The organism is Citrobacter portucalensis (assembly GCF_023374935.1).
In the GTDB taxonomy this organism is placed as follows: domain Bacteria; phylum Pseudomonadota; class Gammaproteobacteria; order Enterobacterales; family Enterobacteriaceae; genus Citrobacter; species Citrobacter portucalensis.
Genome location: NZ_CP092466.1, coordinates 1335095 through 1347005, shown reverse-complemented (window position 1 = coordinate 1347005; position 11911 = coordinate 1335095). Strand labels below are relative to the sequence as shown.

Genomic DNA, 11911 nt, shown 5'->3' with positions numbered 1-11911 from the left:
AGCGGGAACTGGAAACAACCTTGCAAAGTCGGTGAAACTTTTGCCGGATGGCGGCATAAACGCCTTATCCGGCCTACGCCTGCATCTGAGCACGCTGTTGGCCTGATAAGCGCAACGCCATCAGGCAAAGATATCACTGCTGGGTTTCGACGCGAATAAGATCGGGTGGGAGAGCAACGTTTAGAATGACCGGCTGCCAGGCTTCGCGTTCAGCAAGCTTACGAGAGTATCCACGAGCAATCAGGAATCCGCCCACGCCCCCCAGCACTGCGCCGCTTAATGCCGCAAGATCGGAACCAAACAGCACCTGGAACAGCGCTGCAAAAAGAAACAGCCCCGCCAACGGAGACATGTAGACCAGCATCGCCGATCCCAACAGGCTACCTTCGGCAATGCCCAGTTCAACTTTTTGACCTGGGGTCAAGGGTTCGTCGCAGGGCACCACGATGGTGTGTGTGGTCTGTGGTCCCAGTTTGTTCAGCACGCGACTCCCGCATCCGGCCCGGGAAGCACAGCTGCTACATGATGCTTTAACATCGCAGCTGACCGTCGCCAGACCATTATGCCAGGAGACGACCGTCGCCCACTCTTTAATCATTGTGCTGCCCTGAACTTGATATTGTCCGCGATACGCTTCGCCGTTTGTGGTGGAAGCTCGCCCACAATCGTAATTTCCGCGTTATCACGCACGCTGGTGCTGACTGTTCTACGGCCGGTACGCAGCAGTTGATCGGCGCTGTTCTGCGTCGCACGGTTTACGTTCACGGAGAAACTAAACAGGCCATCAGAATAAAGGCGTGATTCAATCGGCATGTTATCCATCGTCGGCAGCGGACGTCGACTGCTTGAGACCTCACTGAAACCTTGTGGTAACCACGACGGACTCCAGTTGAAGTTGGTTTTCTCGCCCGCAGGAACCGACAGCAAAGGTGGTAAATTCGCTTTTGCTAGTGTCTGCATGCTGTCGCTAACACCGTTATTCACGGTAAAGGAGATTACACGGAACTGTTCCAGCGTTTCGCCATCACGATCGAGGAGATCGACACGCATCGGCAGTTTGGTCTCCGTGTCCATCCAAACGATATAGCTGTAACGGGTGCCGTCACGCGCCACAACGCGGATCACTTCACAGAGCCGATCGGCAATACGGGTGCGGCCTACTGAGATAAAATCATAGTAGGGAGCAAGGCGTTTGAAGTCGGTGTAAATCAGGGATGGCAGAGAGTCAACGATATAATCGCCATTCAGCGTGAACGGTTCGAGGCCAGGCTCAAAATAGCTAATTTCGTTGCCGCGTTGCACCACTTCCCGGCGCGGTCCATCCATTTGTAATAGTTGCGCGAGTGGACGGTTATCCTGGCGGGCATGACGATAACGTAGGGATTCAACACCCTGCTTATTGATGCTGACAAATGACAGCTCATAGGTTAGCGACTGGCTGGCCAGATTCATCTGCTGCAACAACGCCCCGGACGCAGGATTGGCCGAGGCGTTTACAGAGAAGAACAGGCTACCAGCCACAAGTGACATGGCAAACCAAAGTTGCTTCATTACTGCGATTGCGTTCCTAAAGTTTGAATTCCTGGCACCTGCACAGCGGCTTGCTGTGTTTGGGCCTGCTCAAACTGAAGCTGTTCAGAGTGCAGTCGACGTTGCAATTCGTAATCCTGCAACATGGCATTAATACGACGACGCTGCTCCTGTACCTGCTGTTGTTGACCGCCGCTGGCCGTCGCGTCAGAAGGTACACCCAAGCTAACCGGACTGGCTTTACCCATCATCGGTAATGTATTAAATACCGGTGTTTCGGGCTGCTGGGACGTTTCAGATTGCCCATTATAGTGCTGGACGCCAACGATAACTGCAAGTGATACGCACGCGGCCACACCCATTTGGGTAAGCTGCGCGGCCCACGGACGCATTTTCTTCCAGAATGGCATTTTCTGCCACTGGTGCGGTGCTGGCTGGGCCTCAGGAATCAATGGCGCCGTCTGACGTACTGGCTCATCCTGGATGGCGGCCATTACGCGGGCGGAAATATCGAAATGGAGAACGTCGGCGGTATCACCTCGCATGGAATCGCGAATCAGGTGATAACTCTCCCAGGTTTTTTGCATTTCCGGGTCGTGAGTTAGCTCTTTGAGTAACTCAGTATCCAGCGTTTCGCCATCCATTAAAGCGGAAAGTTTCTCTTTCTGCATGCCTAATACCTTTTCCAGTATCCCGCTATCGTCAACGCCTGATAAGCGGTTGAACTTTATTATCAATAGCTTCCCTCGCTCGGAAGATACGTGAACGCACCGTACCTACCGGACAATCCATGATAGCGGCTATCTCTTCATAGCTCAGGCCATCCAGCTCCCGCAAGGTTATTGCCATGCGTAAATCTTCCGGGAGGGACTCAATAGTTCGGAAAACTATCTGTCTCAGTTCTTCTGACAACATTAAGTTCTCAGGGTTCGAAATTTCTTTCAGTGCTCCGCCACTTTCGTAATTTTCTGCTTCAATCGCATCAATATCACTGGAAGGTGGACGACGCCCCTGAGCGACCAGGTAATTCTTCGCTGTATTGACTGCAATACGATACAGCCAGGTATAAAAAGCACTATCTCCCCGGAACGAATCCAGCGCACGATAGGCTTTGATAAATGCTTCTTGTACTACATCGGGTACATCACCCGACGGTACATAGCGAGAAACCAGACTCGCCACCTTATGCTGATAGCGCACTACCAGTAGGTTAAAGGCTTTCTGATCTCCCTTCTGGACCCGTTCTACCAGGACCTGGTCCGTTAACTGCTCGCTCATCCGAGGTAAAGTCTCCCCAAACCAAATTTCCACGCGCTTTCGAAACGCCACTCCATCAGCTTCACTATGAGCAAGCAAATGCTTAGAGTGCTCAAGTTTCGTAAAGTTCCGTTACGCATTGTTTTTTGTTTGTCATGTTGTAGACAGGTCTTATCTCTCATTATAAGTCTACATAACCCGATCAACGCACTATCTGTACAGAAATGCCCATTTCACCGCTTGCAGAGTAACCCAACGGGCACTTTATTTCATCACATAATCTGATGCTAACGGCCTGCTTCACAAAATATTTTTGCCTATTTCGCCCTCATCATGCTTTTCTTTCATGTTTAGTCATTGCAACACATTTAAAAATAAAACGTGCAGTATCGCTCAATGTGGTGCTATGGTGACCAAACACTGTTTAGTAAATTAAACAAACATCATGAATACGACTCCTGAATTATCCTGTGACGTGCTGATCATTGGCAGCGGAGCTGCCGGACTCTCACTGGCGCTGCGCCTGGCTGAAAAACATCAGGTTATTGTCCTGAGCAAAGGGCCGGTCAGCGAAGGCTCGACATTTTATGCCCAGGGGGGTATTGCCGCGGTTTTCGATGAAACCGACAGTATCGACTCCCACGTTGAAGATACGCTGATTGCCGGGGCCGGGCTGTGCGATCGCCATGCGGTTGAATTTGTCGCCAGCAATGCCCGCACCTGCGTTCAATGGCTTATCGATCAGGGCGTCTTATTTGATACACAGGTTCAGCCTAACGGCGAAGAGAGCTATCACCTGACCCGTGAAGGCGGTCACAGCCATCGACGCATCCTGCACGCTGCGGATGCTACCGGCAAAGAAGTCGAAACCACACTCGTCAGCCAGGCACAAAATCACCCCAATATCCGGGTTCTTGAGCGTAGCAACGCCGTCGACCTGATTGTCTCCGATAAAATCGGTCTGCCGGGAACGCGTCGGGTTGTCGGCGCATGGATCTGGAATCGTAATAAAGAAGCCGTCGAAACCTGCCATGCGAAGTCGGTAGTGTTGGCCACCGGCGGCGCGTCAAAGGTGTATCAATACACCACCAATCCGGATATTTCCTCGGGTGACGGAATTGCAATGGCCTGGCGCGCAGGATGCCGCGTCGCCAACCTGGAGTTTAACCAGTTTCACCCGACAGCGCTGTATCATCCGCAGGCGCGCAATTTTCTGCTGACCGAAGCGCTGCGCGGCGAAGGCGCGCACCTGAAGCGCCCGGACGGTTCACGCTTTATGCCCGATTTTGACGAACGTGGCGAACTGGCTCCCCGCGATATTGTCGCCCGCGCCATTGATCATGAAATGAAGCGCCTTGGTGCAGATTGCATGTTCCTCGATATCAGCCATAAGCCGGAAGAATTTGTTCGTCAGCATTTCCCGATGATTTATGAAAAGTTGCTGGGATTGGGCATTGATTTAACCAAAGAGCCGGTTCCCATCGTGCCTGCCGCGCACTATACCTGCGGCGGTGTGATGGTGGATGACTTTGGCCGTACCGATGTCGACGGGCTGTATGCGATCGGCGAGGTGAGTTACACCGGCCTGCATGGTGCCAACCGGATGGCATCGAACTCATTGCTGGAGTGTCTGGTTTATGGCTGGTCCGCGGCTGAAGATATCGACAGGCGCATGCCTTATGCTCGCGGCGTTAGCATGCTCCCGGGCTGGGATGAAAGCCGGGTAGAAAATCCGGATGAGTTGGTTGTTATCCAGCATAACTGGCATGAGCTGCGGCTGTTTATGTGGGATTACGTCGGTATTGTGCGTACGACCAAGCGCCTGGAGCGCGCTCTGCGCCGTATCACCATGCTGCAACAGGAAATCGACGAGTATTACGCCCATTTCCGCGTGTCGAACAATTTGCTGGAACTGCGTAACCTGGTGCAGGTTGCCGAGTTGATTGTCCGCTGCGCAATGATGCGCAAAGAGAGTCGGGGCCTGCACTACACGCTGGATTACCCAGAGCAGCTTCCAGAAGCCGGCCCGTCCATTCTCTCGCCGCTAAGTCATCACATAAACAGGTAAAACGCCTGGGTCAGCGCCGTGTAACCTTCAGAGTAACGTTGGTCTGGCCCACGAATCACCAGCCTGTCGCTAAAGCACTCCCCGGCCTGCGGGGAGAATGCCAGCAATACCCGATGCGGTAGTCGGGCTTCCGTTTCTGCTACATCCGTACGTAATCGCAGATGCCAGCCCATACTTAATGCCTGCTGGGTAAACGCGTTCCCAATCTGTTCCGGCAGCACTACACAAAAAAAACCTTCTTCCGTAATGCTGTCCGCCGCCAGCGTAAGCAACGCCTGGTGATCGAGCGTGGTGGTATAGCGCGCCTGCTCGCGCTGCGGTGTAGCACATTCCACGCCCTGTTCATAATAGGGGGGGTTGCTGATTATCAAATCAAAACGCACGGTCTGACGCGGTATCCACTGCTGCGCATCTTCTGTATGAACACTCACGCGATGCATCCACGGAGATTGCGCGATGTTCTCCTGCGCCTGCTGCGCGGCATCGACATCAAGCTCCACGGCGTCAATGATGACGTTTTCATCAGTGCGCTGGGCCAACATCAGTGCCAACAGGCCACTCCCGGTACCAATATCCAGGATCCGCTTTACGCCCGCAACGGGGGCCCAGGCCCCCAATAAAATGCCGTCTGTTCCGACTTTCATTGCACAGCGATCGTGTGCCACAAAAAACTGCTTAAAAGTAAATCCATTACGTCTCAGTACGGATGTAGACTGGGGCATGAAGAACAACCTTCCTGGAAAAAAAACGATAACATAGGATAAAAACAATACCTGAGAAGGTATATCCATACAAACAGATGAAGATTGCAGCCGTAACGTCTATAATCAGCGCCCCACTCAGAGGTAGAACATGACTGTAACGACTTTTTCCGAACTTGAACTCGATGAAAGCCTTCTGGATGCCCTCCAGGAAAAAGGTTTCACTCGCCCGACCGCCATTCAGGCTGCCGCCATTCCGCCTGCGCTCGATGGCCGTGATGTACTCGGTTCTGCGCCGACAGGCACCGGTAAAACGGCGGCATATTTGCTGCCAGCGTTGCAGCACCTGCTCGACTTCCCGCGCAAGAAATCTGGTCCGCCGCGCATTTTAATCCTGACGCCAACGCGCGAACTGGCGATGCAGGTTGCCGAACACGCTCGTGAGCTGGCGAAGAATACACATCTGGATATCGCTACGATTACCGGCGGCGTGGCTTACATGAACCACATGGAAGTCTTTAGCGAAAACCAGGACATCGTGGTCGCCACCACGGGTCGTCTGCTGCAATACATTAAAGAAGAAAACTTCGACTGCCATGCGGTTGAAACGCTAATTCTCGATGAAGCAGACCGTATGCTGGACATGGGCTTTGCCCAGGACATCGAGCATATCGCCGGTGAAACACGCTGGCGTAAACAAACCATGCTGTTTTCCGCCACGCTGGAAGGCGATGCGATTAAAGATTTTGCCGAGCGTCTGTTGGAAGACCCGGTCGAAGTCTCAGCGGATCCGTCCACCCGTGAACGCAAGAAGATCCATCAGTTTTACTACCGTGCCGATGATATCGAGCACAAAACTGCCATGCTGATCCACCTGTTAAAACAGCCGGAAGCGACTCGCTCGATTGTCTTCGTACGCAAACGTGAGCGTGTGCACGAGCTGGCAGGCTGGCTGCGCCAGGCGGGCATTAATAACTGCTATCTCGAAGGCGAGATGGTGCAGAACAAACGTAACGAAGCGATCAAACGCCTGACCGATGGTCGTGTGAACGTGCTGGTAGCAACCGACGTCGCCGCTCGCGGGATCGATATTCCTGACGTCAGCCACGTGTTTAACTTCGACATGCCGCGCAGTGGCGATGCCTATCTGCACCGTATTGGCCGTACCGGTCGTGCTGGCCGTAAAGGCACTGCGATCTCTTTGGTTGAAGCGCACGACCACCTGCTGCTCGGCAAAGCGAGCCGCTATATTGACGAACCGCTGAAAGCTCGCGTCATTGACGAACTGCGTCCAACCACGCGCGCGCCAAGTGAGAAATCTAACGGTAAGCCATCCAAGAAAGTGCTGGCGAAGCGCGCTGAGAAAAAGGCGAAAGAGAAAGAGAAGCCGCGGGTGAAAAAACGTCACCGCGACGCCAAAAATATCGGCAAACGTCGTAAGCCGAGCGGAGCTGCTACCCAGCAGTCCGACAAAGAGTAAACCGAATGCCGGGCCATTTAGCCCGGCATTTTTTCACGTGATGCAAAACTCTCTTCAATGCACTCAAGAAACACCCGCATCGCCGGACTAACGACTTTTCCGGCATGATAACCACACAATGCCGTAATTAACTCAGGTTGTTCACTGAACGGTAATTCAATCAACTCCCCTGAACGTAACTCCTTCTCGACGGCAAAACGCGGTAAAAAGCTGATCCCAAGATTTACCGATACACACTGCTTAATGCTTTCAATGCTCCATAACTCAATGGTATTTTCCAGCGTAATCTGTCGTTTACGCAATAGCCCCTCGAAGCGTTGTCTGAAAATACATTGCGGCTCATTAATGATAAAACTGCAGGGAATGTGCTGGTTATGCTGAGTAAAATCAACGTGCTGAAGCAGTGGCGAAGCAACTAATGCCAGTGACTGATCGCCAAGCGGCATCAACTCCAGGGCATCGTCATTACCCACCCGATAAAAGACCCCCAGATCGACCTCGTCACTGAGCAACGCATCGCGAATGACATAACAGTTGAGCGACTGTAAAGACAACCGCACATGAGGCGCACGTTGTTTAAATCGCTGTAAAACCTGCGGCATTTTATACGCCAGCAGCGTTTCGCCTGTTGCGACACGTAGATCGCCGCTCGGCTGCGCATCCTGATGTGCCGACTGTCGAATCGATGCCATCACGCGCGTCAGGTCATGGATAAGCGGCATCAGCCGTTTTCCCTCACTGGTGAGACACATCCGGCGACCAATTTTTTCAAACAACTGCACCGAAAGCTCTTGCTCAAGCTGTTGAATATGAAAGGTAACCGTTGATTGCGTACAGCACAGTTTTTGTGATGCCCGCAGAAATGAGCCCTCTTCCACCACCGTTTTTAGCGTAATAAACCGACGTAAATCCATCCGCACCAACCCATCGAAAATATCGAATTCAGAATGCAAAAACATTCATTTTTTTAAATGTTTAGTCTCGGGTACTGTCTATCAAAACAAAGGAGATAACAAGTGACCCCCACCCTTTTAAGTGCATTCTGGACCTATACATTGATTACCGCGCTAACTCCCGGACCAAACAACATCCTTGCGCTCAGTGCCGCGACGTCACACGGTTTTCGTCAGAGTACACGCGTACTGGCCGGAATGAGTCTGGGCTTTTTAATCGTCATGCTGATGTGCGCCGGGATTTCATTTTCACTGGCGGTCATGGATCCAGCCATCATCCATTGGCTTAGTTGGGCTGGGGCCGCTTATATCCTGTGGCTGGCGCTGAAGATCGCCACCAGCCCGACCTCGAACGATCGATTGCAGTCAGAGCCGATTAGCTTCTGGGCAAGTTTTGGCTTGCAGTTTGTTAACGTGAAAATCATTTTATACGGCATTACCGCGTTATCCACGTTTGTATTACCGTACACTCAGGACGCCCACTGGCTGATTGGGGTGAGTATTCTGTTAGCGCTGATAGGCACCTTCGGGAATGCCTGCTGGGCGCTGGCGGGCCATCTTTTTCAGCGCGTTTTTCGCCATTACGGTCGACAGTTGAATATCATTCTGGCGCTGCTTTTGGTGTATTGCGCGGTGAGGATCTTTTACTAACAGATGCAAAAAAGCGGAAGACGCACTGGCATCTTCCGCTTTTTGATTCTCTGCTAAACGGGGTTATTCCCCGTGAGCCTTACAGGCTCTCAGTAAAGGTACGAGCAATAACGTCGCGCTGCTGTTCTGGGGTCAGAGAGTTGAAACGCACTGCATAACCCGAAACACGGATGGTCAGCTGCGGATATTTTTCCGGATGCTTAACTGCATCTTCCAGCGTTTCGCGACGCAGAACGTTCACGTTCAGGTGCTGACCACCTTCCACGCGGACTTCCGGCTGTACGTCTACCGGTACTTCACGGTATTCGATTTCGCCCAGTTTGCTGACTGCAACGACTTCATCAGCATTGAAACCTGCTTTCGCAACGATGCAGCGAGCTTCGCCTTTTTCGCTGTCCAGCAGCCAGAAAGAGTTCAGCAGGTCGTCGTTTGCAGCTTTAGTAATCTGGATACCTGTAATCATTTGATGCCTCCCCGGCAAAATTATTTGATCTCGGTTGGCCGTCATCCGGCCAATTGGTAAAACCATTGTTGCTTGAGTGTATATATACCCCTCACACACCCTTGAATCTTTGATTTAAATCAATAAAAACCACACATGAAAAGTGGTGATAGGTGGATTTTATTGTTTTACATCAACTTACGCTATGTGCGCAGCTAAACTTTTTACATAAATTTTCAACTATCTTTAAGGGGTAGACCATTGAGTAACGTACAGAATTTTGCGACGTCGAAAGAAGCAGTTAAGCTAGGGGGATTGAAAATTCGCAGGAGAGCGAGATGGCCACCGAATTAACCTGGCACGATGTGCTGGCTGAAGAGAAACAGCAGCCTTATTTTGTTAACACACTGCATACTGTTGCCGGCGAGCGTCAGTCAGGTATGACAATTTATCCGCCGCAAAAAGATGTGTTTAACGCTTTTCGCTTTACCGAGCTTGGTGACGTGAAAGTCGTTATCCTGGGTCAGGATCCTTACCACGGTCCAGGCCAGGCACACGGTCTCGCGTTCTCTGTTCGCCCCGGCATTGCCACTCCCCCCTCGTTGCTGAACATGTACAAAGAGCTGGAGGCAACGATTCCAGGTTTCACGCGCCCAACGCACGGATATCTGGAAAGCTGGGCACGCCAGGGGGTACTGTTACTCAACACCGTACTCACCGTCCGCGCCGGTCAGGCGCATTCTCACGCCAGCCTTGGATGGGAAACATTTACCGATAAAGTCATCAGCCTGATTAACCAACATCGGGAAGGCGTGGTTTTCCTGCTCTGGGGTTCTCACGCACAGAAGAAAGGCGCGATTATTGATACGCAGCGTCACCATGTGTTGAAAGCGCCCCACCCATCACCGCTCTCTGCGCATCGCGGTTTCTTTGGCTGCAATCACTTTGTACTGGCGAATGAATGGCTGGAACAACGAGGTGAAAAGCCAATTGACTGGATGCCGGTATTACCCGCAGAAAGCGAGTAAAAAAATGCCAGCGATTCGCTGGCATTTTTATTATCAGGCTTTGTTCTGACGCCACCACTCCGCGAGCAGCACGCCTGTTGCCACAGAAACGTTGAGCGTTTCTACCTTGCCAGTGCCGTCAATCGCTATGCACAAATCGTCGGCTGAGCATGCTGCTTCTGGCAGAGCTTCACGCTCACGCCCTAATACCAGCACCATTTTTTCCGGCAGCGTGGTAGTAAACAGCGGTTTGCCTTTCGCGCTTGAGGTCATCACAACCGTGTAACCCGCCTGGCGGAAGTCGTCCAGCACATCAACAATGCTGTCGCCGGTAATCGGCTGAACGTGCTCTGCACCACCTTCAGCGGTACGGATTGCCGCACCTGATTCCAGCAGCGCCGCGTCCTGTACCACCACGCCTTTCACACCAAAGTGGGCGCAGCTACGCATCATTCCGCCCAGGTTGTGCGGGTTAGCGATATCTTCCAGTGCCAGCACGCAATCTTGCGCCCCTGCCTGACCGACCCATTGCTTAACGGTAGTACCGTTACGTTTTTTGATCAGGAAACAGACGCCACCATGGTGTTCAGTACCAGAGGCTTTCGCCAGCTCGGCTTCGTCAACCACGTGATAGGCTTTGCGGTTTGCCGCCATCCAGCGTAATGCTTCTTTAAAGCGCGGGGTTACGCTCTGAACAAACCAGGCGCGGACGATGGCGTCCGGACGACTCTGGAACAGAGCCTGACAGGCATTCTCACCGTAAACGCGGGTTTCTTCCGCACGCTGACGGCGTAATACTTCAGGATCGATAAAGCTCTTACCGCTAATACCGCCGTGATCGGCTTTATCCGCTGCGTCATCATTCGGTGCGCGGGACACGGTACGCCACGGTGAATCTTCACGTCTGCGGTCACGTTCTACATCGCGGTCACGACCACGTTCACGACCGCGTTCGCTGTTCGGACCCTTTCGGTCATCACGGGCAGGGCGACGACCGCCTTCGGCTCGGGAAGTACCGGGGCGACCACCGCCTTTGCCAGTACGTGGATTTTGGGTGCGTTTATCCGAGTCATCGTCACTGCGGACGTACATCACTTTGACCTTGCCGTTTTTGTTCTTCAGTTCGTCGCTCATGTTTTTCTCCACCTGCTCTGCGCGAAGCGCGCAGATTACCCGATGTGCACGTCGTTAGCCATTATTTCATTTAAAAGCTAAGGACTATTGTACTCATTGAATAAAACGCATTGTTGTTTAGAACAGACTCCCCGATAATATGTAACATAATAGAAACATACTGGCGTTCCTGCCGTGAAGTCCACTCCACTCATCCAGAGGTTAGTTATGAATACCGTTTGTACCAGCTGCCAGGCTATCAACCGCATCCCCGACGATCGTGTCCAGGAAGCGGCTAAATGCGGACGCTGTGGTCACGACCTGTTTGATGGGGAGGTGATCAATGCGACCGGTGAGACACTGGATAAACTGTTAAAAGACGATCTCCCGGTGGTCGTTGACTTTTGGGCCCCCTGGTGTGGTCCATGTCGTAACTTCGCCCCGATTTTTGAAGATGTCGCGGAAGAGCGTAGCGGTAAAGTGCGTTTTGTTAAAGTGAATACGGAAGCCGAGCGTGAACTCAGCGCCCGTTTCGGTATCCGCAGCATTCCGACCATTATGATTTTCAAAAAAGGGGAAATCGTCGACATGCTTAACGGCGCTGTACCAAAAGCCCCGTTTGATAGCTGGCTTAACGAATCATTATAATCTCTACGGGGCGCATCTTGTGCCCCGTTTTCACCTCTGCGACAATAGCGTTTTTCAACGT

At 52.3% G+C, this 11911-nt stretch carries 14 protein-coding genes; 5 read left to right on the top strand and 9 right to left on the bottom strand.

What is annotated here, in order from left to right:
• Window positions 1-133: 133 nt before the first annotated feature.
• Genes rseC through rseD form a run of 5 tightly spaced genes read right to left on the bottom strand, consistent with a single transcriptional unit; the run spans window position 134 to window position 2969 of the window.
• Window positions 134-598, bottom strand: coding sequence for a SoxR-reducing system protein RseC (gene rseC / locus LY264_RS06470; RefSeq protein ID WP_048225094.1), 465 nt, complete (start codon window positions 596-598; stop codon window positions 134-136).
• Window positions 595-1551 carry a sigma-E factor regulatory protein RseB gene (gene rseB / locus LY264_RS06465; protein ID WP_003835334.1) on the bottom strand — a complete coding sequence of 319 codons (957 nt, stop codon included), beginning with the start codon at window positions 1549-1551 and terminating at the stop codon, window positions 595-597. Before rseB ends, rseC begins: the two co-directional genes overlap by 4 nt.
• Window positions 1551-2201, bottom strand: a complete 651-nt coding sequence (gene rseA, locus LY264_RS06460; protein WP_008785497.1) for an anti-sigma-E factor RseA — start codon at window positions 2199-2201, stop codon at window positions 1551-1553. Before rseA ends, rseB begins: the two co-directional genes overlap by 1 nt.
• Window positions 2202-2232: 31 nt before the next feature.
• Complete coding sequence (gene rpoE / locus LY264_RS06455; protein WP_003037573.1) at window positions 2233-2808, bottom strand: RNA polymerase sigma factor RpoE; 576 nt, start codon at window positions 2806-2808, stop codon at window positions 2233-2235.
• Window positions 2805-2969, bottom strand: coding sequence for a rpoE leader peptide RseD (gene rseD, locus LY264_RS06450; RefSeq protein ID WP_122973798.1), 165 nt, complete (start codon window positions 2967-2969; stop codon window positions 2805-2807). The genes rpoE and rseD overlap by 4 nt, the downstream gene beginning before the upstream one ends.
• Window positions 2970-3232: 263 nt before the next feature.
• Between rseD and nadB the strand changes: the two genes are divergently transcribed.
• Window positions 3233-4855 carry an L-aspartate oxidase gene (nadB, locus tag LY264_RS06445; protein WP_048225097.1) on the top strand — a complete coding sequence of 541 codons (1623 nt, stop codon included), beginning with the start codon at window positions 3233-3235 and terminating at the stop codon, window positions 4853-4855.
• Here the strand turns inward: nadB and trmN are convergent.
• Window positions 4840-5577 carry a tRNA(1)(Val) (adenine(37)-N(6))-methyltransferase TrmN gene (trmN, locus tag LY264_RS06440; RefSeq protein ID WP_048215761.1) on the bottom strand — a complete coding sequence of 246 codons (738 nt, stop codon included), beginning with the start codon at window positions 5575-5577 and terminating at the stop codon, window positions 4840-4842. The two genes, nadB and trmN, sit on opposite strands and share 16 nt — an antisense overlap.
• Before the next feature lie 130 nt (window positions 5578-5707).
• Between trmN and srmB the strand changes: the two genes are divergently transcribed.
• Window positions 5708-7036: an ATP-dependent RNA helicase SrmB gene (gene srmB / locus LY264_RS06435; RefSeq protein WP_003835340.1), complete on the top strand. Its 1329-nt coding sequence runs from the start codon at window positions 5708-5710 to the stop codon at window positions 7034-7036.
• 17 nt (window positions 7037-7053) lie between these two features.
• Here srmB and LY264_RS06430 read toward each other — a convergent pair whose 3' ends face one another.
• Entirely contained in the window at window positions 7054-7950 is an 897-nt protein-coding gene (locus tag LY264_RS06430; RefSeq protein WP_122984035.1) for a LysR family transcriptional regulator, read from the bottom strand.
• Window positions 7951-8052: 102 nt separating this feature from the next.
• Here LY264_RS06430 and eamB point away from each other — a divergent pair, with 102 nt between their 5' ends.
• The gene (eamB, locus tag LY264_RS06425; RefSeq protein ID WP_048225104.1) at window positions 8053-8640 is read left to right on the top strand and encodes a cysteine/O-acetylserine transporter; all 588 of its coding nucleotides are present in this window, start codon (window positions 8053-8055) and stop codon (window positions 8638-8640) included.
• Window positions 8641-8719: 79 nt separating this feature from the next.
• Here the strand turns inward: eamB and grcA are convergent, their stop codons facing one another.
• A complete protein-coding gene (gene grcA, locus LY264_RS06420) occupies window positions 8720-9103 on the bottom strand; it encodes an autonomous glycyl radical cofactor GrcA (RefSeq protein ID WP_003037563.1) in 384 nt (127 codons plus the stop codon).
• 317 nt (window positions 9104-9420) lie between these two features.
• Between grcA and ung the strand changes: the two genes are divergently transcribed.
• The gene (gene ung, locus LY264_RS06415; protein WP_008785504.1) at window positions 9421-10110 is read left to right on the top strand and encodes a uracil-DNA glycosylase; all 690 of its coding nucleotides are present in this window, start codon (window positions 9421-9423) and stop codon (window positions 10108-10110) included.
• 33 nt (window positions 10111-10143) lie between these two features.
• Here the strand turns inward: ung and LY264_RS06410 are convergent, their stop codons facing one another.
• Window positions 10144-11223: a tRNA/rRNA methyltransferase gene (locus tag LY264_RS06410; protein WP_020996710.1), complete on the bottom strand. Its 1080-nt coding sequence runs from the start codon at window positions 11221-11223 to the stop codon at window positions 10144-10146.
• A gap of 207 nt (window positions 11224-11430) precedes the next feature.
• Between LY264_RS06410 and trxC the strand changes: the two genes are divergently transcribed.
• Complete coding sequence (gene trxC, locus LY264_RS06405; protein WP_008785506.1) at window positions 11431-11850, top strand: thioredoxin TrxC; 420 nt, start codon at window positions 11431-11433, stop codon at window positions 11848-11850.
• Window positions 11851-11911: the final 61 nt, after the last annotated feature.

Bases quoted from the DNA above. Each gene is read 5' to 3' on its own strand.
- rseB (WP_003835334.1), bottom strand. From the start codon at position 1,551: ATGAAGCAACTTTGGTTTGCCATGTCACTTGTGGCTGGTAGCCTGTTC.
- nadB (WP_048225097.1), top strand. From the start codon at position 3,233: ATGAATACGACTCCTGAATTATCCTGTGACGTGCTGATCATTGGCAGC.
- srmB (WP_003835340.1), top strand. From the start codon at position 5,708: ATGACTGTAACGACTTTTTCCGAACTTGAACTCGATGAAAGCCTTCTG.
- rseC (WP_048225094.1), bottom strand. From the start codon at position 598: ATGATTAAAGAGTGGGCGACGGTCGTCTCCTGGCATAATGGTCTGGCG.
- rseD (WP_122973798.1), bottom strand. From the start codon at position 2,969: ATGAGAGATAAGACCTGTCTACAACATGACAAACAAAAAACAATGCGT.
- trxC (WP_008785506.1), top strand. From the start codon at position 11,431: ATGAATACCGTTTGTACCAGCTGCCAGGCTATCAACCGCATCCCCGAC.
- ung (WP_008785504.1), top strand. From the start codon at position 9,421: ATGGCCACCGAATTAACCTGGCACGATGTGCTGGCTGAAGAGAAACAG.
- LY264_RS06430 (WP_122984035.1), bottom strand. From the start codon at position 7,950: ATGGATTTACGTCGGTTTATTACGCTAAAAACGGTGGTGGAAGAGGGC.
- grcA (WP_003037563.1), bottom strand. From the start codon at position 9,103: ATGATTACAGGTATCCAGATTACTAAAGCTGCAAACGACGACCTGCTG.
- rseA (WP_008785497.1), bottom strand. From the start codon at position 2,201: ATGCAGAAAGAGAAACTTTCCGCTTTAATGGATGGCGAAACGCTGGAT.
- rpoE (WP_003037573.1), bottom strand. From the start codon at position 2,808: ATGAGCGAGCAGTTAACGGACCAGGTCCTGGTAGAACGGGTCCAGAAG.
- LY264_RS06410 (WP_020996710.1), bottom strand. From the start codon at position 11,223: ATGAGCGACGAACTGAAGAACAAAAACGGCAAGGTCAAAGTGATGTAC.
- trmN (WP_048215761.1), bottom strand. From the start codon at position 5,577: ATGCCCCAGTCTACATCCGTACTGAGACGTAATGGATTTACTTTTAAG.